Genomic DNA, 19604 nt, shown 5'->3' on the forward strand with positions numbered 1-19604 from the left:
AGCAGGTCGACGCCTGGCGCCGACCTGCTGGCGAGCCGCTTTACTCCGCAAAGGCCCGCAGCGCATCGCCAGTGAGGCGATAACGCACCCACTCATCCTGCGGCTGCGCGCCAATGCTCAGATAGAAATCAATCGCCGGCTGGTTCCAGTCGAGCACGCTCCACTCCAGACGCCCGCACTGACGCTGTACAGCATATTGCGCGATGGTTTTCAGCAGCGCTTTTCCGGCGCCGATCCCGCGATAGTCGGGGGTTACGTACAGATCCTCCATATAGATGCCGTTACGGCCAAGCCAGGTGGAGTAGCTGGTGAAGAACACGGCGTAGCCCACCGCTTTGCCCGCCACCTCGCAGATCAGCGCCTCGGTTTTGCTGCTGCTGGCAAACAGCGTCTCTCTGATCTCCTCTGCCGTCGTCACCACCTCTTCGGGGGCTTTCTCGTAGACCGCGAGTTCATAAATCATGTCATAAATAGCGGTGGCGTCGTCCGGGGTGGCCTGGCGGATCGTGATGCTCATGGGTCGTCCTGTCTGAATGGTATGAAGGAAAGCAACATTGCTGACCCAGAGCATAAGCGGTATTGTGAAAAGAATTAAGTGCAATGAAATCAGCAAACGATGAATATTATGCATCCTGTCCTGCGCCGTATCGACCTCAACCTGCTGCCGGTCTTTGACGCGGTCTATCGCTCCCGCTCGGTGCGCCTGGCGGCAGAAGAGCTGGCGATGAGCACCTCGGCGCTGAGCCATGCGCTCTCCCGGCTGCGCAGCGCCCTCAACGACCCGCTGTTCTATCGGGAAGGTCACCGGATGTGCCCCAGCGTCTATGCCAGCCAGCTGGCGCCCTCTATCGCTTCGGCGCTGAAATTTCTCAATCAGGAGCTGACGCCGCCGGCGGCGTTTGTGCCGGCCGCCAGCACCGACTGCATGCAGATTGCGATCACCGATTTCACCGCGTTCTGCGTCTTTCCGACGCTGATGCACCACCTGCAGCGTGAGGCGCCCGGGCTGCGGTTTGAGCTCCGTTATCTGCCCCACAGCCCGGCACTGACCGAGCTGCTGGCGGGCGAGGTCGATCTGGCTCTCGGGTTCAATACCCCTGACGAGCCAGCTCATCCCGATCTCGAGGAGATCAACTGGCTGCGGGACGAATATGTGGTTATCAGCCAGGCCGACCGAACGGCGCTCACCCTGGACGCCTACCTTGCGGCCCGTCATCTGGTGGTGACCCCGTGGAATGAGCGGCAGGGGGTGCTGGACTGTGAGCTGGAGCGGCAGGGCTATTCGCGGCAGGTGGCGGTGAAAACGCCCTCAATGCTGAGCGCTCCCTTTATTATTGAGCAGAGCGATCTGCTGATGGCGCTGCCCCGGCGGGCGGCGGAGACGATGGCTCGCGCCGCCCGGCTGACCATTTTCCCGCTGCCGTTTCCGGTTCCCCCGTTTGACGTCAAGATTTACGCCCACAAACGCAGCGGGAAACGCGAGGCCACCCGCTGGCTGATCTCCCTGTTGCAGACGCTGGGGAACGCCGCCGCGGCGCCGGCGCCCTGAGGTCACGTCCGGATTATTAACATCTCGCCGCTCGGCGTCGCGTTAACCCTGCCGGGCCGGGTATGTCTTTTACCGCCTGGCGCCCGGGGCGCAGCGGCGTACCCTGGCCTCGGTCACAAAACGGAAAACTCACCTTTTCATCCCTGCCGCCGACGCTGATGGCGTAGAGAGTGTTAAATGATTGTATATAAAAGTAATGTTAATTAGTTAAATGTTATTTATGCGTAAATTGCATCAATGGATGCGTTTATTACGCTTATTTCATTCCCGGTTCTGTTTCAGTCTTCAGCAACAGGCGCGCGACAACGCGTGGATAACAAACTGGAGACCTGCATGCATTCGACAACCTCACTGATGAGTACCCGTGACCGGCTCGGCGCCATTCTGCGCGTCACGTCCGGTAACTTTCTCGAACAGTTCGACTTTTTCCTGTTCGGGTTTTATGCCACCTACATCGCACATACCTTTTTTCCGGCGAGCAGTGAATTCGCCTCGCTGATGATGACCTTCGCGGTCTTTGGCGCCGGCTTTCTGATGCGGCCCATCGGCGCCATCGTGCTTGGCGCCTATATCGACAAGGTAGGGCGGCGCAAAGGGCTGATTGTGACCCTGTCGATCATGGCCACCGGCACCTTCCTGATCGTGCTGATCCCCTCTTACCAGGCCATTGGCCTGTGGGCGCCGCTGCTGGTGCTGATCGGCCGCCTGCTGCAGGGCTTCTCCGCCGGCGCTGAGCTGGGCGGGGTATCCGTCTATCTGGCCGAGATCGCCACCCCGGGCCGCAAAGGGTTTTACACCAGCTGGCAGTCGGGCAGTCAGCAGGTCGCCATTATGGTGGCGGCCGCGATGGGCTTTGCCCTCAACGCCGTGCTGGAGCAGAGCGCCATCAGCGACTGGGGCTGGCGTATTCCGTTCCTTTTCGGCTGCCTGATCGTCCCGTTCATTTTTGTGCTGCGCCGTAAGCTGGAGGAGACCCAGGAGTTTACTGCCCGCCGCCATCATCTGGCGATGCGCCAGGTATTCGCCACCCTGCTGGCGAACTGGCAGGTGGTCATCGCCGGGATGATGATGGTGGCGATGACCACCACCGCGTTCTATCTGATCACCGTCTATGCGCCGACCTTTGGCAAAAAAGTGCTGATGCTCAGCGCCTCGGACAGCCTGCTGGTCACGCTGCTGGTGGCGATTTCCAACTTCTTCTGGCTGCCGGTGGGCGGGGCGCTGTCCGACCGCTTTGGCCGCCGGCCGGTGCTGATTGCCATGACCCTGCTGGCGCTGGCTACCGCGTGGCCTGCGCTGACCATGCTGGCGAACGCGCCGAGCTTTTTGATGATGCTGAGCGTGCTGCTGTGGTTGTCCTTTATCTACGGCATGTACAACGGGGCGATGATCCCGGCGCTGACCGAAATTATGCCCGCCGAAGTGCGCGTGGCAGGCTTCTCGCTGGCCTATAGCCTGGCGACCGCGGTGTTTGGCGGCTTCACGCCGGTGATTTCCACGGCGCTGATTGAATATACCGGTGATAAAGCTTCCCCTGGCTACTGGATGAGCTTTGCCGCCGTCTGCGGCCTGCTGGCCACTTGCTACCTCTATCGCCGCAGCGCCGTTACGCTGCAGACGGCACGTTAATCAGGGAGATGATGATGCGTAAAACGACAGGAACCCTGCTGGCCACGCTGCTGCTGGCCGCCACCGGCGGCAGCGCGCTGTCCGCTGAGGTCACCGTGATGATCTCCGGCGGCTTCAAAGCGGCGCTGGAAAAGCTGGCCCCGGCATGGGAAAAACAAAGCGGCAACCACCTCGTGGTGATCCCCGGCCCGTCGATGGGGAAAACGCCGCAGGCGATCCCTAACCGCCTGGCGCGGGGCGAACACGCGGACGTGGTGATTATGGTCGGCGACGCGCTGACCGGCCTCGAGAAAGCGGGCCGTACGCAACCGGATTCGCGCCGGGAGCTGGCCGACTCGCCCATCGGCGTGGTGGTGAAAGCGGGAGCGCCGCTGCCGGCTATCCGCAGCGCAGACCAGCTGCGGGCGGCGCTGCTGGCTGCGCCGTCGGTCGCGTACTCCGACAGCGCCAGCGGACGCTATGTCAGCTCGACGCTGTTCCACCGCCTGGGCATTGATGAGGCGATGCAGAGCAAAGCGCAGATGGTGGAGCGTATTCCGGTAGCCTCGGAAGTGGCGAAGGGACGGTATGCGATCGGTTTTCAGCAGGTGAGCGAACTGCTGCCGGTGCCCGGCGTGACCTTTGTCGGCGAACTGCCGGATAACCTGCAGTACATCACCCGCTTTGCCGGGGCGGTGACCGTCAGCGCCGACCACCCGCAGGAAGGAAAGGCGCTGCTGACGTATCTGGCCTCACCGGCGGCGCAGGAGACCATCCACGCCACCGGTATGCGAAGCGTAGCTGCCGCCGCGCCGGTCAGCCAGAAGGATACTGTTCAATAATCAGCTTCTCCAGCTCTGCCGCCACGTAGGACTGAATACGGCCGCTGAGGCGGATCAGGCCTACCGTACGGGTGACCACCGGGTCGGTAAGCGGTACGGCGCGGAGAACGGAATGCTCCCCGGCGGGCATCGACATCGCGGGCACGGCGGCAATGCCGATGCCCGCTTCCACCATCCCCAGCATCGTGGTGACGTGGCGGGTTTCGCAAATGCTTGGCCGCGCCGGCGTCAGATGCGCCAGCTCCCTGTCGAGCAGCGTCCGGTTGCCGGAGACCCGATCGAGGCCAATATAATCCTGTTCAAAGTATGCCTGCCAGCTGAGGTGCGTCCTGCTCGCCAGCGGATGGTCGTGCCGACAGGCGGCGACATAGCGGTCGTCGGCCAGCGGGGTGAATTCGATGCTGGCCGGCAGGTTTTTGGCAAAGCAGAGGCCAAAGTCAGCCTGTCCGCTGCTCACCGCCTCAATGACATTCCCGGCGCTGCTGTCGATCAGCCGGATACGCACCTGGGGAAAGCGCGCCTGAAAGCTGCGGATGATTTCCGGCATAAAGTAGTAGGCGGCGGAAGGTACCGTCGCCACTGTCACCAGCCCGGTTCGCGCCTTGCTAACCTGGCTGATATCCGCCAGCACCGTCTCGACGTGGGCCAGCAGCTGCTCCGAACGTTCGGCAAAATTCTGTCCATACAGCGTAAGGGTCACGCGGCGGGTGGTGCGCTCGAACAGCCGGTTGCCTAACGCGGTTTCCAGCTTTTCGATGCGGCGGCTGAGGGCCGATTGTGACAGGCAAATGGATTCTGCGGCCAGCCGAAAGCTGCCATACTCCATCAGGGCGCGAAAGGCATAGAGATCGTTGAAGTCAAAATTTACGGGCATGGCGGCGGCATCCTTATCGGCTGTCTGGCGCCTCGCCCCGTCCGGTGAGGGGCGATGGCGACGAAAATCGGCTCGGCAGGTGACTGGGCGCGCGGCTGACCGCACGCCGGGTCGTCATACCTTGAGCAGTTTTACCGTGGCATCGATATCGATTTCGTCTTCCGAGAAGATCAGGGTTGTCCCCTGAAAGGTGGTGATCGCCAGCTTTTTCACCGAGCGCATCTCTCCCGGCTGCACCGCGGATTTTGGCCGGATGCTGTTCATCAGCAGCCCGACCGACAGCACCGCGTTTTCTTTATCCACGCGGGTCTCGACCGGCTCTTCTTCCCGGTAAACCACATAGGACTTGATGGAGGTCAGCTTCAGCCGCTCGCCGGCGATATAGATATATTTGCTTTCCGGAATGACCTTCACCGCGTAGGCCGACAGCCCTTTATTGTTGGTGGTAGGTTCAAAAGTCACCGCCGCGTCTTTCTTGATGAGATCGGGATTGGCGACCTTAATCACATGAAAATACCGGTTTTCGCCGTTTTCATCTTTGATAAATCCAAAACCTTTATCTTTAAACCACGTTGTGATTGTTCCGTTCATCGCCATTACCGTTCTTACTCGTTGGTTAACTCAAATTTTGCAGCGCGCAGTGTAAAGCACATTGCCTGCGCAGACCATGCCTTTGCGATAAGTGTGGGTGATAAATGACGCCGCCGCGAGGGCGGATCGTGCGCCAGCGTCGTACCGGCGGGCAAAATGGGGTACTATCGTCGGCCACTCCTTCTTCGGGCCGTCTGATGTCCACCATTATCGATACCTTTGTCGCTCCGCCGTGCCGCGAGCAGATAACCCTCCTGTATCAGGACGAACACCTGCTGCTGATCAATAAACCTGCCGGGCTGCTGAGCCTGTCAGGCAAAGATCCGCGCAACCTCGACTCCGTGCATCATCGACTGGTCCAGCGCTTTCCGGGCTGCACCCTGGTACACCGCCTTGATTTCGGCACTTCCGGTCTGATGGTGGTCGCCCGCAACAAGGTGATTAACGCCGCGCTGTGCCAGCAGTTCAGTCAGCGCACGGTGGGTAAGGTCTATACGGCGCTGCTGTGCGGTCATCTGCCGGAAGATGAAGGGATAGTGGAGGCGGCGATCGCCAAAGACCCGGCCCGTTTCCCGCGCATGTCGATCTGCGCCCGGCACGGCAAACCGGCGCGTTCGCGCTACCGGGTAATTGACCGTATGTACCAGACGCGGGAAGGGGAGAGGGCGCTGGCGCTGACGAGGGTGGCGCTCACCCCGGAGACCGGGCGCACCCATCAGCTGCGGATCCACTGTCAGCTGCTGGGCTATCCGATCCTTGGCTGCGATCTGTATGGCGGCCGGGAATTGCCGGGCACGGAACAGGCTCCGCGGCTGATGCTGCACGCCAGCGAACTGCGTTTTCGCCACCCCGTCAGTCGCGAGCCGATGCATATCCAGCAGGCAAGCTCGTTCTGAGCGCCTGCCGCCGGAAGCCCGCGATCACCACATCAGGTCGTCGGGCACCTTAAAGTCGGCGTACGGATCGTCTTCATCCTGCTCATCCTGGCTCAGGGCGCTGTGCAACACGATGCTGCTGGCATCGCGCTGGGCAATTTTCTCAGCCACAATCGCCGGAATAATTGCATATTCCCCTTCAGGTTTGTTATCCACCGCCAGGCGGGCAATCGCCAGGCGACCGTTAATCAGCTGGGTTTGGGTGGTCTTGTCGACCATGATTTTTTTGATCAGATTATTATCGGTAAAGTTAAAGCCGATATCGCCCCGGGCGACCGTAATGCGGTTCATCTCAATCAGTTGCTTGACCTGAGCTTTATACTCTTTCGCCAGCACCGCCTGCTTTTGCTGCTCGCTGAGCTGTTTATCGCGCTCCAGCTGGGCTTTTTTATTCTCTTCCACCGCTTCCCGGGCCTCACGGGCCTGCACGCGGGATTTTTTCGCCGTTCTCTGGACTTTGGCCATTTTTTTGCTGCTGACCAGGCCGGCTTTGAGCATCTGCTCTTGTAAGGTAAGTTTTGTCATTTGCGTATCTGAAGCTTAGGAAACATCTGGCAAGTATACCTGCATTGGCGGAAACGACGCCAGACCCGCGGACGTACTGGGCCGCTGTGCCCGGTAGCGCGAGACTGGCCGGGGATTACTCCCGGGGCTGGAGCTGATAAATCCAGGCGCTGACCTGCTGTCCATCGTCGGTGGTCACCTCCACCGACACCCGATCGTACCCCTCCTCAAAGTCGTCCAGCATGGGCCAGTGCGCCGCCAGCCGGTCGGACAGGAAGAGATAGCCGTTGACCCGCGGGCCGTTGGCATCGAGGACGATCCCCGGAAAATCAGCGGCTGCGCCCCAGCCGCGCGCGTAAAAGGTACCGGTAACGTAGCCCGGACGCCACTCGCCCCCGATCGCCTCCAGAATATGCGCATTGCTGCGACCGGGACAGAGCGTCCCATAGACAAATAGCGGTTTCATTTTCTCTCTCTCGTTCGCCCTGATACCCGCCCCCAGCGGAGCGGAAAACCAAAATACGGGGTAATTCAGCGCCTGGCAATGGCCGGGTGGGGGTCAGGCGTCTCTCTGATGCCGGGGAGATTCAGGCGCCGGCGCTGTCGAGGATATATCGACTAAAGTGAAATTTTTATTATTAATCATATTTAAGATGAATATAAATAAGTCTGATAGAGGGATTAATTCGCTAATTACCCTTTAACGGCAAATTATAAGAGGAGAATACAATGCCTGTCGTTTTCGTCGCCTTCACCTGGGTGATGAAAGATAGCGAGCCTTGAATTCAGATATTATTTACCCCCTGGCAGCACCTGGCGCTAATTTTTCCCTTTATGATAAGCAACCATTAAAAAATAACTTGAAGCTTTCATCTGACGCAAAACCGCTGGCGGCTGCTACTGACCCCGAAGGATCTTATCCCGGCGAGACCGCGCATTATCGAAGCCAGCCAAAATCAACTGACGCTGCACCCGCTTAAGGAGAAGTGAAATGCCTCGTCCCTCCCTGTACGACATCCTCTACGGCAATTTCGCCGGCGGGCTGGACCTGAACAACGTCAGCGAAACGGATCAGGTCATCCTGTCGGTGCTCGATAACATGCAGCGCATCCTCAACTGTCGGGCCGGAACGCTGGCGCATTTGCCGGACTACGGCCTGCCGGATATGACCGCTATCCTCCAGGGCATGCCGGCGTCGGCGCATCAGCTGATGAGTACGCTGTCGGCGGTGTTGCTGAAATACGAACCGCGCCTGCAGCGGATCGCGGTGGTGATGCTCGATCAGGATGCGCCCGGCGAACTGCGCTATGCCATTGATGCTGAGCTGAAGGATATCGGTCTGGTACGTTACGGCACAGAGTTTATGCCTGAAGGCAGGGTGTTGATCCGCCACCTTAAACGTCAGCAGTACCTTGACGCCCGCTCCGCCCTCTAATCTCTCGCTGAAAGACATCATGATGACAACACATAAAGACTGCCGCTATAAAACCGGTGGCGACCCACGCACGCTGGCTGATTTTATTGCCCTGCGTGCGGAAATGAACAAGCTCAGCCACCCGGCGCGGCCGGATATTAACTGGCCGTATGCCGAGCAGCTTGCCCGTGCGCTGCTGGAGCATCACGGCGCGGATCTGCAGACTGTCGCCTGGTATACGCTGGCCCGCGCCCGGTTGGACGGCCTGGCAGGGATCAACGAGGGGCTATCGCTGCTGGAAACGCTGCTGGCCCACCAGGGTAAAAACCTGTGGCCGCAGGCGCTCCCGGCCCGCACCGAAATCTTCCGCACCCTGAGCAAGCGGCTGCGGCAGGTGATCCGCACCCTGAACCTCACCCCGGACGATCTTGCGTCGCTTAGCCAGGCTGAGTGTTCGCTGCAAACCTTCGACGCGGTGCTCCAGCGCCTTGAGATCGCGCCTGAAAACCCGCTGAGTGACCTGCGGGCGCTGCTGCGCAGCACGGCAACCCGCTTCGAGAACCTCGACCCTGCGCCAGCGCCTCCCGTCGCGCCGCCGGTGGCGATGTCTGAGGCGGCACTTCCCGACGCTCTGGTCAGCGAAGAGGATGCTGCGAAGGCTGAGCCAGCGCCAGAACGACAACGTAGACCAGAGGCTGAGCCGCTGGCTCCGTCTTCACCAGCAAAGCGGCCCGCGCCAGGGATGGCATCGACTCCGGTCGCCGCGTCGCGCTGGAAGCCATTTATCGCCGGAATGGTCACCATGCTGGCGGTGTCGGGCATCGCCGTCGGCGGATGGCTGGCGCTGCGCCAGACCGATTTGCCGCCGACTGTGATGACGCAACAGGCCGGGCCGCTAGCGGACCTTCCGGGGGCATCTCCCCACGCGCCGGTCGATCTGCGCCAGGCGCAGCGCCAGCTTGACGATCTCGCCCGCCTGGCGCCGGACTGGGCGATAAGCTACGGCGACCGGCTGGTCCAGCTGGCCTTGAGCCGCTGGCCGGAACAGGCAAAGCCCCTGGCGCAGCAGTGGCAGCGGCAGCTAAGCGCTGCGGCATTGCCCGCGGAAAACCTCACCGGCTGGGCGGAGGGCATGCGTCAGCTGCAACGGCTTGCCGGTCAGCTCAATGCCCTCGACGAGCAGAAGGGGAAGTACCTGACGGTGAGCGAACTGAAAACGGCGGTGTTTGCCATTATGCAGTCGCTTAACCGCGCCGTTCCGCTGGAAGAGCAGCTGCGCGAGCTGGCCGCGCTCCCCGCAGGTCAACCCTGGCCAGCCGCCCGCGGCAGTCTCGCCGAACTGCATCTGCAACAGCTGATCGTGGAGTATGCCCTGCTGAAGCGAAAACAGCCGGCGCCACCGCCCGCTGCGCGACCCGCAACCGGTGGGCCCTCGGTGAGTGAGGCGGTGAAATAAAGTGTGCGCATGGCAACATTTTCTTTACATCATGATTGCAAGAACTCTACGCCCTTCGTAGTCTGAAAATGATTTAAATATACCGTTTCATTTTATATTGAAAATTTTATTTCAAACCCTGAGGGCATGCTATGAAGCACTGTAAAATCATCCTGTTAGTTGGCCTTCTGGCCAGTTCCGCTTCGGCATTGGCGGAGAAGATCGGCGTCTCGATGGCTTACTTCGATCAAAACTTTCTCACCATTATTCGTCAGTCCATTGAGAAAGAAGCTCATGCCCGCCAGGTCGAGGTGCAATTCGAAGACGCCCGCGGCGACACCGGGCGCCAGGCCGATCAGGTGCAGAGCTTCATTGCCTCCGGCGTGGACGCGATCATCGTTGATCCCGTGGACTCCGCCAGCACCCCGCAGCTGACGAAGATGGCGCAGCAGGCCAGGATGCCGCTGGTGTATGTGAACCGGACGCCGGGGGATAAAACGTTACCGCCTGGCGTGGTGTTTGTCGGTTCGGACGAGCGGGAGTCCGGCACATTGCAGATGGAAGCGCTGGCGAAGCTGGCGAACTACAAAGGCAACGTCGCCATCATGATTGGCAATCTCACCGATGCCGGCGCGCTGCAGCGCACCAGGGACGTAGAGCAGGTGGTGGCCAAATATCCGGCGATGAAAGTGGTGCAGAAACAGCCGGCCAACTATTCCCGCAGCGAGGGAATGGATCTGATGCAGAACTGGACAGGCAACGGGGAAGCGATTGATATTGTGGCGGCGAACAACGACGAGATGGCGATTGGCGCGGCGATGGCGCTGGAGAAGAGCCAGAAGAAGCTGCTGATCGGCGGCATCGACGCCACGCCGGATGGGCTGAAAGCGTTGGCCAGCGATAAGATCCAGGTAACGGTTTTCCAGGATGCCGTTGGTCAGGGCAAAACGGCCTTAGCGGTGGCGTTGAAGCTGATGAAAGGAGAAAAAGTCGAGTCCCATGTCTGGATCCCGTTTGAGTTAGTGACCAAAGAAAACATGCAGACCTATGTGGAAAAGAGTCATTAACGGCAAGGCAGAAATGTTCGAACTTTGCTGATAAAACCGGGCTGAGAATATGACGCCCGGGCAACGAAACCGGAGGAAAAGAGATGGCAACGGCAAAAAGCGGCTATACGCTGCAGGTGATAAAGGCAGGGCAGCAGGGACATGTTGAAATGAGGTGGGGGCATCTCGCGGAAGTTGATACGCGCGTGGCGGCGGCGACCATCGCGCAGCATATCGGGCGACCCTCGTCTGCGGCGGATCCGCAGGAGATCAGCCTGTCGCTGACCAATGCCGCCAGCGGCATCTCGGTGGAGCTTCATCACCCGGCCTCAGGGGAAAGCGCCAGCCCGGCTTTTATTGAGGACGAGTTAAAAAAGATTGTGCAGATCGTTGATGGCTACGAGGCGGCAGAAGAGACCCATATCGTGGAGTAGCGCGCCGCCATCGAGTAATAAAAAATCCACGCCGGAGCGTGGATTTTTTATTACTCGATGGCGGCAGAAACGCCAGCCAGCGGGATTAGACGTTGAACAGGAAGTTCATCACATCGCCATCTTTCACGATGTAGTCTTTACCTTCAGCGCGCATTTTACCGGCTTCTTTCGCGCCCTGTTCGCCTTTGTAGGCGATAAAGTCTTCATAAGCGATGGTCTGCGCGCGGATAAAGCCTTTTTCGAAGTCGGTGTGGATCTTACCGGCTGCCTGCGGCGCGGTCGCCCCGACCGGGATGGTCCATGCGCGAACTTCTTTCACCCCAGCGGTGAAGTAGGTCTGCAGGTTCAGCAGGGCGTAGCCAGCGCGGATCACGCGGTTCAGGCCCGGTTCTTCGAGACCCAGCTCAGCCATAAACTCATCACGCTCTTCATCGTCCAGTTCGGCGATGTCCGCTTCAACCGCGGCGCACACCGGCACCACTACAGACCCTTCCTGCTCGGCGATAGCGCGAACCTGATCGAGGTATGGGTTGTTCTCGAAACCGTCTTCGTTGACGTTCGCGATGTACATGGTCGGCTTGAGGGTCAGGAAGCTAAGATAGCGGATGGCCTCTTTCTCTTCTTTGGTCAGATCCAGCGCGCGCAGCATACCGGCGTTTTCCAGCTGCGGCAGGCATTTCTCCAGCGCGGCCAGCTCAACTTTCGCGTCTTTATCGCCGCCTTTGGCTTTTTTGGAGACGCGGTGAATCGCGCGCTCGCAGGTATCAAGGTCAGACAGCGCCAGCTCGGTGTTGATAACGTCGATATCTTCCGCCGGGTTCACTTTACCTGCCACGTGAATGATATTGTCGTTTTCAAAGCAGCGAACCACATGGCCGATAGCTTCGGTTTCGCGGATGTTGGTCAGGAACTGGTTGCCGAGACCTTCGCCTTTGGACGCGCCTTTCACCAGGCCCGCGATATCAACGAACTCCATGGTGGTCGGCAGGATACGCTGCGGTTTGACGATTTCAGCCAGCTTGTCCAGACGCGGATCGGGCATCGGTACGACACCGGTGTTCGGCTCAATGGTACAGAAGGGGAAGTTGGCCGCTTCAATACCCGCTTTGGTGAGCGCATTGAACAGGGTGGATTTGCCGACGTTGGGCAAACCGACGATACCGCATTTGAATCCCATGATTTAAATCACCTTAATCTTTGGATAATCAATCTGTTATCAGGAACAGATTGCAGAAAATTGAATAGCTTTGCCTATTATACACGGTGCGCGGCAAAAATGCCGCACGACAACGGCTTATTGCGCCTTAAAGGCGTGTAAACGGTTGGTCGCTTTAGTGAGACCATCCTTTAACCAGATTTCCGTACAGCGCGCCGCTTCGTCGACGGCATCATCAATCAGTTTCTGCTCGCTGGCCGGTGGTTTGCCGAGGACAAAGCCGACAACCTTGTTTTTGTCGCCCGGATGGCCGATCCCGACGCGTAAGCGGTGAAAGTTCGGGTTATTGCCGAGCTTGCTGATGATGTCTTTCAGGCCGTTGTGGCCGCCATGGCCGCCGCCAAGCTTAAATTTCGCCACGCCCGGCGGTAAATCCAGCTCATCATGGGCAACCAGAATTTCGTCCGGGTTGATGCGATAAAAGGTCGCCATCGCGGCCACGGCTTTACCGCTAAGGTTCATAAAGGTGGTGGGCACCAGCAGGCGAACATCCTCGCCCGCCAGGTTGATGCGCGAGGTATAGCCGAAGAATTTGCTCTCTTCGCGCAGCGGCGCGCGATGGCGATCCGCCAGTAAATCCACATACCAGGCGCCAGCGTTGTGCCGGGTGGCGGCATATTCCGCACCGGGGTTGGCCAGGCCGACAATCAGTTTAATGGTCACGTTTTCTTTCCTGCATGGGGCATTCTCTGCCGAGTAGTGTACTGTCTGCGGGCGCGCTTGACAAAGTTCTGGCCTCGAGACAATACCAGCATTGATGATTTACTCTCTAAACCATTAGAATTTGATATTGTTCATAGGCTTATTTGTAAATTTTTGTCTATTTGCTGTTCACTAATGTGATCGTGGGCGCACTCCACAGAAGAGACCTTGTCTATACTACACCTATAAGATTTGGGGACATTCCCTGGCAACCCAAAGTCCGGAGGTGACACATGAAACGCAAAAACGCTTCGTTACTCGGTAACGTACTCATGGGGTTAGGGTTGGTGGTGATGGTTGTGGGGGTGGGTTACTCCATTCTGAACCAGCTTCCGCAGCTTAACCTGCCACAATTCTTTGCGCATGGCGCAATCTTAAGCATCTTCGTTGGTGCGGTGCTCTGGCTGGCCGGTGCCCGTATTGGCGGCCACGAGCAGGTCAGCGACCGCTACTGGTGGGTGCGCCACTACGATAAACGCTGCCGTCGTAATCAGCATCGCCACAGCTAACCGCAGCATGATTCCCGCATCGGTCCCTGAAGGCCGATGCGTTTTACTGTGCCTCTCGTTATCTCTTCTTCTTTTTCCCGCCATTTGACGACCCCCGTTCCGACCTGAGCTTCGTGATGCTATGGTTGCTGCCAAAAGTGAATATCAAGCGCGTTTTTCGCTTGACCCTGACGTTACGTCAGGCAGCAGAGTAGCGGACCTGGCCACAGAGAGGAGCAGTCATGTTAATTCAGGTGGGAGAGCTGGCGAAGCGCGCCGGGCTGACGGTGCGTACGCTGCATCATTATGAACAGACGGGGCTGTTAACGCCTTCGGCCAGAAGCGAGGCGGGCTATCGGCTCTATAACCTGTCCGCGGTTCAGCGCCTGCATATGATCAAGGCGCTGGCGCAGACCGGGCTGACGCTCGCCACCATCAAGGACTATCTCGATCGGCGAACGCTGTCGCTACCCGAACTGCTGACGCAGCAGATAGAGACGCTTAATGACCAACTGCGCGATGTCGGCAGGCTGCGCGACCGGCTGTTGGCGCTGCGCGAGGCGCTGGCGAGCGGCAATGAACCCGATCTGGAGTCCTGGCTACAGACGCTGGAGTTAATGAAAATGTACGATCGTTGGTTTAGTCAACAGGAGTTAGCCGTGCTGCCGTTTGCGGCACAGGATGAACAGCGCGCGCAGGCGTGGCGCGAGCTAACAGAGGAGGTGCAGACGCTGATGGCGAGCGGCTGCCCGACGGACAGTCCGCAGGCGATGAGTCTGGCGACGCGCTGGATGGAGCGCCTGGAGCAGGATACGGCCGGGCGCCCGGAGTTTCTGACCCGCCTGAACGAGATGCATGCCGCCGAGCCGCAAATGGTTGAACAGACCGGCGTCACCCCGGCCATCATTGCCTTTATCACCGAAGCCTTTGCCGAAAGCAAACTGGCTATCTGGGCGCGGTATCTCGACGACGAGGAGATGGCGTTCACCCGCCGGCACTACTTCGACCGGCTACAGGAGTGGCCAGCGCTGGTGGCGAAGCTGCATCAGGCGTGCCGTGAGGGCGTAGCGCCGGACTCGGCGTCGGGTCAGGCGCTGGCCCGGGCGTGGCTTGAGCTGTTTCAGTCCTACGCCGGCACCCGGCCGCAGACGTTGCAGAAGTTTCGTCAGGCAATGGAGCAGGAGCCGCATTTGATGAAGGGCACCTGGATGACGCCCGCGGTGCTGAGCTGGCTGCAGCAGGCGACCGGAGCCTTGATGCGGCAGGCGCAGGGGCCTGCCGCCGGGTGATCACAGGTCAGCCAGCGCGGCCTGACGATCGGGGTAGAAGCTCAGGCGTCCGGGCAGCGGCTTGACGCCGGCGCGCGCTAACGTGCGTAGCGGCTGAAATTCGAGGTTAGATACGCGTAATTCACAGCCTTCCGGCAGCTTGTTCACAAAGCGCTGGAAGGCATCCAGACCGCCGGCGTCGAGAACCGGCACCGCGTCCCACTTCAGCACCACGATGCGCTTGCCGGCGATCCGGGTCTCCAGGTCGTTGAATAGACCTTCGGCGGCGGCAAAGAACAGCGGACCGATCACCCGCAGCACCAGCACGTCGTCTGGCACTTCGACGTTGACCGGCGTCAGATGGGTCATGCGCGCGATACGGCGCATAAATAACAGCGAAGCCAGCACAATCCCGACGCTGATGGCGATCACCATATCAAACAGCACCGTCAGCGACATGCACATCAGCATCACCACGATGTCGTCCTTCGGCGCGTGGCGCAGCAGATTGATGACTTTATGCGCCTCGCTCATGTTCCATGCCACCATCAGCAGCAGGGCGGCCATCGCCGACAGCGGCAGCCAGGAGAGCAGCGGGGCGAGGATCAGCAGCGCCATGATCACCAGCAGGGCGTGGATCACGGCGGCGACCGGCGATGTGGCGCCGGCGCGGACGTTCGCCGCCGAGCGGGCAATCGCCGCGGTGGCGGTGATCCCGCCGAAGAACGGCGCAACGATGTTGCCCAGCCCCTGGCCAATCAGCTCGCTGTTGGCTTTATGTTTGGTACCGGTCATGCCGTCGAGCACCACCGCGCACAGCAGAGATTCAATAGCGCCCAGCATCGCCATGGAGAAAGCCGCGGGCAGCAGCGCCTGCAGCGAAGCCCAGCTGAGGGTAAAGTTGGAACCCGGCATATCCCAGGGCAGCACCAGCTGCGGCAGCAGCTGCGGAATGCCGTTGCCCTGAGTGCCGTCCGCCAGCTGATAGTGGAACTGCGAGCCGATCGTCGCCACATCGCCGCCGAGCAAGTTGACGACCAGCATCACCCCACAGCCGGCCAGCAGCGCCGGGAGGTGGCCCGGCAGACGGATACCCAGCCGCGGCCAGAGGATCAGGGTGCCGAGGGTGACGACGCCGATGGCGGCGTCCCCGACGTTAATGGTCGGCAGGGCCATCGCCAGCGCCGCCACTTTCTGCAGATAATGCTCCGGCACATGGGGCATCTGCAGGCCGAGGAAATCTTTAATCTGCATGGTACCGATGGTGATACCAATTCCGGAGGTGAAGCCGAGGGTGACCGACAGCGGGATATATTCGATCAGGCGGCCAAAGCGCGCCAGGCCGAAAAGCATTAAAAAGATCCCCGACATCAGCGTCGCCACCAGCAGCCCCGCCAGGCCGAACTGCTGGGAAACCGGATAGAGGATCACCACAAAGGCGGCGGTCGGTCCGGAAACGCTAAAGCGCGACCCGCCGGTTAAGGCGATCACAATCCCTGCCACCGCTGAGGTATAGAGGCCGTACTGCGGCGGCACACCGCTGCCAATCGCCAGCGCCATCGCCAGCGGAATCGCAATGATCCCGACGGTGATCCCGGCGATCAGGTCGCGGGTAAAGCGGGCAGTGGTGTACTTTTCTTTCCAGCAAGCGTCGATGAGGGCGCGGAAAGGCATCACATGTGAGGAAAATAATCTGTTCACAATAATGTTTCATCCATGAGCGCATCATCTGTCAACTGAATGGCAGGTGAAGGAGGCATCGGTCATTGCCACATCATCCTTCGGGATGCCTCTGTGTTGGCTGCGTTCATTTATCCCGGTCACGTACTGCCTGTACGCTCCCGGGGATTCATTCACTTGCCGCCTTGACGCATGCCGAATGATTTTGTGGAAGAATTAATAATTCAGAGACAAAAAAACCCGCCGCAGCGGGTTTTTGTGCTCGGCTCGATTAATGTTCGAACATAGCAGAGATTGATTCTTCATTGCTGATACGGCGAATAGCTTCAGCCAGCATACCGGAGAGCGTCAGAGTACGCACTTTATCCAGCGCTTTAATTTCTGGTGCCAGCGGAATGGTATCGCAGACGACAAATTCATCGATCACAGAGTTTTTAATGTTCTGGATGGCGTTGCCGGAGAAGATCGGGTGCGTCGCGTAAGCGAATACGCGTTTCGCGCCGCGCTCTTTCAGCGCTTCTGCCGCTTTACACAGGGTGCCGCCGGTGTCGATCATATCGTCGACCATCACGCAGTCACGACCCGCGACGTCGCCGATGATATGCATCACCTGGGAGACGTTGGCGCGCGGACGGCGCTTGTCGATGATAGCCATATCGGTATCGTTCAGCAGTTTAGCGATAGCGCGAGCACGAACCACGCCGCCGATGTCCGGAGAAACCACGATCGGGTTGTCCAGGTTCAGCTGCAGCATATCTTCCAGCAGGATTGGGCTGCCGAACACGTTATCAACTGGCACATCGAAGAAGCCCTGGATCTGTTCTGCGTGCAGGTCAACGGTCAGCACGCGGTCAACGCCGACGCTGGACAGGAAATCTGCCACCACTTTCGCGGTGATTGGCACACGAGCAGAACGAACACGACGGTCCTGACGAGCATAACCGAAGTAAGGGATAACGGCGGTGATACGACCTGCCGAAGCACGACGCAGAGCATCAACCATAACAACCAGTTCCATCAGGTTGTCATTGGTGGGAGCACAAGTGGACTGGATGATGAAAATATCACCACCGCGTACGTTTTCATTGATTTGTACGCTGACTTCGCCGTCGCTAAAACGACCTACAGCGGCGTCGCCAAGAGAAGTGTACAGGCGGTTGGCAATACGTTGTGCTAGTTCCGGGGTGGCGTTACCAGCAAAAAGCTTCATATCAGGCACGAGAAGAACCTCAGGCATGCGTCCAGTGGTGGATGAATGGGCCAATAATGTGCGGGCTGGCGCCATTCGATCCAGTCGGTGTATTTAAAGAGCACGATGCAACGTCTGGAACAGGGTGACGTTGTCACCGTAACTCAATTTCCCCGGCTGACTCATGAACGATGCGCCCTCACGGCGCAGGATTCAGAGCAGGGCCTGCTTGAGCGGCGAGAGATTTACTCCGCGCGCCACAAAGCCATTTAGCCATGCCGGGGCAGTGTCCAGCACCTGACGGGCAGCGGATTCGGTGTTAAATTCAGCAAACACACAGGCCCCTGTGCCGGTCAGGCGTGACGGCGCATATTCTAACAGCCAGGAAAGCGCGGCATCAACCTCGCGAAAACGTTTTCTTGCGATAAGCTCGCAATCGTTGCTGAATTCACAATTTAATAACGTATTAATTGACCGGCGCGGGGTATTTCGTGGTAGCTCCGGGTCGCGAAAAATGATCGGCGTCGGAATACTGACGCCCGGGTGGGCCACCAGGTACCATTTTTCCTCAGGCTCCACCGGCGTCAGAATTTCACCTACCCCCTCGGCAAAGGCGGCATGGCCGCGCACGAAGACCGGCACATCGGCCCCCAGCTGCAGGCCAAGGGTCGCCAGCTCATCTTCCGAGAGTCCGCAGCCCCAGAGATGGTTGAGCGCCACCAGCACGGTGGCGGCATTGGACGAGCCGCCCCCCAGACCGCCGCCCATCGGTAGGCGCTTATCGATACTGATATCGGCGCCGCTGCCCGCCGGCAGGCGGCCGCTTTCGCCGGCGGCGCGCATCAGCAGACGCGCGGCGCGAACGATCAGATTCTCTTCGTCCGGCACCCCGGCCACCGGCGTCAGCAGGCGCAGTTCGCCGTCAGCGCGCGGTTCGATGGTCAGCGTATCGCCGTAGTCGAGGAACTGAAACAGCGTCTGCAGGGTGTGGTAACCATCAGCCCGCTGGCCGGTGATATATAAAAACAGATTCAGTTTTGCAGGTGAGGGCCAGCGGCTCATTATTTCACGATCCAGTTATCCATCTTCAGCTTGATGCGCTGGGCGCCATTGTTCAGCTCGACATTAGACGGCAGGGCGGGCTGGGTATCGCTGGTGTAGCCGCCGTAGGTGACGTGCCAGGTTTTGCCGTTTTGCGTGTAGTTCAGTTCACGCAGACGGTACCGATCGTCCAGCGAATAGTCGGTGGCGTCGCCCGGCAGGCCGATGATCCACTGGCGCAGGCTGTTCAGCGGGATCGGCATCCCGGTCAGGCGGCCAATCATCTCTTCGGCATCGGTGGCGGTGTAGGTCTGGCCTTTGTTGTCGATCAACTGCACGCTGCCAGGCTGCGCGGTCAGCGACAGCTCGGTGCTGCCCAGCGGGTTGGTCAACAGCAGGCGATAGCGGTCCTGGCCGGTCTGCTGCCAGAAGAAGCGGGCATAGACTTTTTGCTCATCGGAGAGATAGGCAAACGCCCCGCGGGTCTGGAACTGGTTGAGGCTGCGAACAGCCTGCTGGTGCTGGCGCCACTGCGGCGAATCCGGGCTTTTGCCAGGCCCCTCGGGGGTATGAACAGAACAAGCGGTCAGGACGAGGCTGGCCAGCGGCAGCAGGCGGAACAGTCGATTCATAATGATGACAAATCCTTGATGTCTACAGTGAAATCCGGCGGCAGGGGAACAGCGGGCCGATTTGTGTAGCAGGTTACATTTATAATCCTTAATGCTAGCGTCGCCGGGCGATAGCGTCTACGTTCAAGTTGTCTGAAATCAAAAAATTAACCTTAA

Annotated in this window: 21 protein-coding genes and 1 pseudogene; 11 read left to right on the forward strand and 11 right to left on the reverse strand. The window is 59.3% G+C overall.

Translation table 11 applies throughout. The features are described from left to right. Positions 1-40: 40 nt before the first annotated feature. Complete coding sequence (locus K5R89_RS05275; protein WP_004203250.1) at positions 41-517, reverse strand: GNAT family N-acetyltransferase; 477 nt, start codon at positions 515-517, stop codon at positions 41-43. A gap of 99 nt (positions 518-616) precedes the next feature. Between K5R89_RS05275 and K5R89_RS05280 the strand changes: the two genes are divergently transcribed. The 3 genes from K5R89_RS05280 to K5R89_RS05290 all read left to right on the forward strand — a co-directional run bounded on the left by K5R89_RS05280 (position 617) and on the right by K5R89_RS05290 (position 3999). Then, on the forward strand, positions 617-1549 hold the full coding sequence (locus K5R89_RS05280; protein WP_044523914.1) for a LysR family transcriptional regulator: 933 nt from the start codon (positions 617-619) through the stop codon (positions 1547-1549). Positions 1550-1882: 333 nt separating this feature from the next. After that, positions 1883-3178 carry an MFS transporter gene (locus K5R89_RS05285; RefSeq protein ID WP_044523912.1) on the forward strand — a complete coding sequence of 432 codons (1296 nt, stop codon included), beginning with the start codon at positions 1883-1885 and terminating at the stop codon, positions 3176-3178. 11 nt (positions 3179-3189) lie between these two features. Further along, positions 3190-3999 (forward strand): substrate-binding domain-containing protein, encoded by an 810-nt coding sequence (locus K5R89_RS05290; protein ID WP_072096615.1) that lies wholly within the window; start codon positions 3190-3192, stop codon positions 3997-3999. On the opposite strand, the gene K5R89_RS05295 is transcribed toward K5R89_RS05290, so the two are convergent. Both K5R89_RS05295 and K5R89_RS05300 read right to left on the reverse strand, forming a co-directional pair. Beyond that, positions 3974-4873, reverse strand: a complete 900-nt coding sequence (locus tag K5R89_RS05295; RefSeq protein ID WP_044523908.1) for a LysR family transcriptional regulator — start codon at positions 4871-4873, stop codon at positions 3974-3976. The two genes, K5R89_RS05290 and K5R89_RS05295, sit on opposite strands and share 26 nt — an antisense overlap. A gap of 114 nt (positions 4874-4987) precedes the next feature. Continuing rightward, positions 4988-5470 (reverse strand): cold-shock protein, encoded by a 483-nt coding sequence (locus tag K5R89_RS05300; RefSeq protein WP_032453327.1) that lies wholly within the window; start codon positions 5468-5470, stop codon positions 4988-4990. A 191-nt stretch (positions 5471-5661) separates the two neighbouring features. Between K5R89_RS05300 and K5R89_RS05305 the strand changes: the two genes are divergently transcribed. Continuing rightward, positions 5662-6360: an RluA family pseudouridine synthase gene (locus K5R89_RS05305; protein WP_032428902.1), complete on the forward strand. Its 699-nt coding sequence runs from the start codon at positions 5662-5664 to the stop codon at positions 6358-6360. 24 nt (positions 6361-6384) lie between these two features. On the opposite strand, the gene K5R89_RS05310 is transcribed toward K5R89_RS05305, so the two are convergent. Both K5R89_RS05310 and K5R89_RS05315 read right to left on the reverse strand, forming a co-directional pair. Then, positions 6385-6924, reverse strand: coding sequence for a DUF2058 domain-containing protein (locus K5R89_RS05310; protein WP_023290173.1), 540 nt, complete (start codon positions 6922-6924; stop codon positions 6385-6387). A gap of 115 nt (positions 6925-7039) precedes the next feature. After that, positions 7040-7369, reverse strand: a complete 330-nt coding sequence (locus K5R89_RS05315) for a gamma-glutamylcyclotransferase family protein (protein ID WP_023290172.1) — start codon at positions 7367-7369, stop codon at positions 7040-7042. Between the two features lie 407 nt (positions 7370-7776). Here K5R89_RS05315 and K5R89_RS27360 point away from each other — a divergent pair. From K5R89_RS27360 to K5R89_RS05340, 5 genes and pseudogenes are all read left to right on the forward strand, one after another. Further along, a pseudogene (locus tag K5R89_RS27360) lies at positions 7777-7893 on the forward strand (type VI secretion system lipoprotein TssJ); the annotation flags it as partial. 1 nt (position 7894) lies between these two features. Then, positions 7895-8338, forward strand: coding sequence for a type VI secretion system baseplate subunit TssE (gene tssE, locus K5R89_RS05325; RefSeq protein ID WP_048297773.1), 444 nt, complete (start codon positions 7895-7897; stop codon positions 8336-8338). A gap of 19 nt (positions 8339-8357) precedes the next feature. Next, positions 8358-9773, forward strand: coding sequence for a VasL domain-containing protein (locus K5R89_RS05330; protein WP_101989392.1), 1416 nt, complete (start codon positions 8358-8360; stop codon positions 9771-9773). Positions 9774-9904: 131 nt separating this feature from the next. Continuing rightward, positions 9905-10819, forward strand: coding sequence for a sugar ABC transporter substrate-binding protein (locus K5R89_RS05335; RefSeq protein WP_049013397.1), 915 nt, complete (start codon positions 9905-9907; stop codon positions 10817-10819). An 83-nt stretch (positions 10820-10902) separates the two neighbouring features. Continuing rightward, positions 10903-11232: a DUF1869 domain-containing protein gene (locus tag K5R89_RS05340; protein WP_065812925.1), complete on the forward strand. Its 330-nt coding sequence runs from the start codon at positions 10903-10905 to the stop codon at positions 11230-11232. 85 nt (positions 11233-11317) lie between these two features. Here K5R89_RS05340 and ychF read toward each other — a convergent pair whose 3' ends face one another. Continuing rightward, on the reverse strand, positions 11318-12409 hold the full coding sequence (ychF, locus tag K5R89_RS05345; RefSeq protein WP_002910443.1) for a redox-regulated ATPase YchF: 1092 nt from the start codon (positions 12407-12409) through the stop codon (positions 11318-11320). Positions 12410-12526: 117 nt separating this feature from the next. Further along, positions 12527-13111 (reverse strand): aminoacyl-tRNA hydrolase, encoded by a 585-nt coding sequence (gene pth / locus K5R89_RS05350; protein ID WP_004180389.1) that lies wholly within the window; start codon positions 13109-13111, stop codon positions 12527-12529. A gap of 272 nt (positions 13112-13383) precedes the next feature. Here pth and ychH point away from each other — a divergent pair, with 272 nt between their 5' ends. Beyond that, positions 13384-13659: a stress-induced protein YchH gene (gene ychH, locus K5R89_RS05355; protein WP_002910437.1), complete on the forward strand. Its 276-nt coding sequence runs from the start codon at positions 13384-13386 to the stop codon at positions 13657-13659. A 221-nt stretch (positions 13660-13880) separates the two neighbouring features. Further along, positions 13881-14927 carry a MerR family transcriptional regulator gene (locus K5R89_RS05360; RefSeq protein WP_048297769.1) on the forward strand — a complete coding sequence of 349 codons (1047 nt, stop codon included), beginning with the start codon at positions 13881-13883 and terminating at the stop codon, positions 14925-14927. Here the strand turns inward: K5R89_RS05360 and dauA are convergent, their stop codons facing one another. The 4 genes from dauA to lolB form a co-directional block, all read right to left on the reverse strand. Continuing rightward, positions 14928-16607 (reverse strand): C4-dicarboxylic acid transporter DauA, encoded by a 1680-nt coding sequence (gene dauA / locus K5R89_RS05365; protein WP_087827121.1) that lies wholly within the window; start codon positions 16605-16607, stop codon positions 14928-14930. Positions 16608-16857: 250 nt separating this feature from the next. Continuing rightward, positions 16858-17805, reverse strand: coding sequence for a ribose-phosphate diphosphokinase (gene prs, locus K5R89_RS05370; RefSeq protein WP_002910407.1), 948 nt, complete (start codon positions 17803-17805; stop codon positions 16858-16860). Positions 17806-17988: 183 nt separating this feature from the next. Further along, positions 17989-18837, reverse strand: a complete 849-nt coding sequence (ispE, locus tag K5R89_RS05375) for a 4-(cytidine 5'-diphospho)-2-C-methyl-D-erythritol kinase (RefSeq protein WP_072413462.1) — start codon at positions 18835-18837, stop codon at positions 17989-17991. Continuing rightward, positions 18837-19448 (reverse strand): lipoprotein insertase outer membrane protein LolB, encoded by a 612-nt coding sequence (lolB, locus tag K5R89_RS05380; protein ID WP_023290149.1) that lies wholly within the window; start codon positions 19446-19448, stop codon positions 18837-18839. The genes ispE and lolB overlap by 1 nt, the downstream gene beginning before the upstream one ends. Positions 19449-19604: the final 156 nt, after the last annotated feature.

Source organism: Klebsiella sp. TF21-TM, assembly GCF_019753495.1.
In the GTDB taxonomy this organism is placed as follows: Bacteria; Pseudomonadota; Gammaproteobacteria; order Enterobacterales; family Enterobacteriaceae; genus Klebsiella; species Klebsiella quasipneumoniae.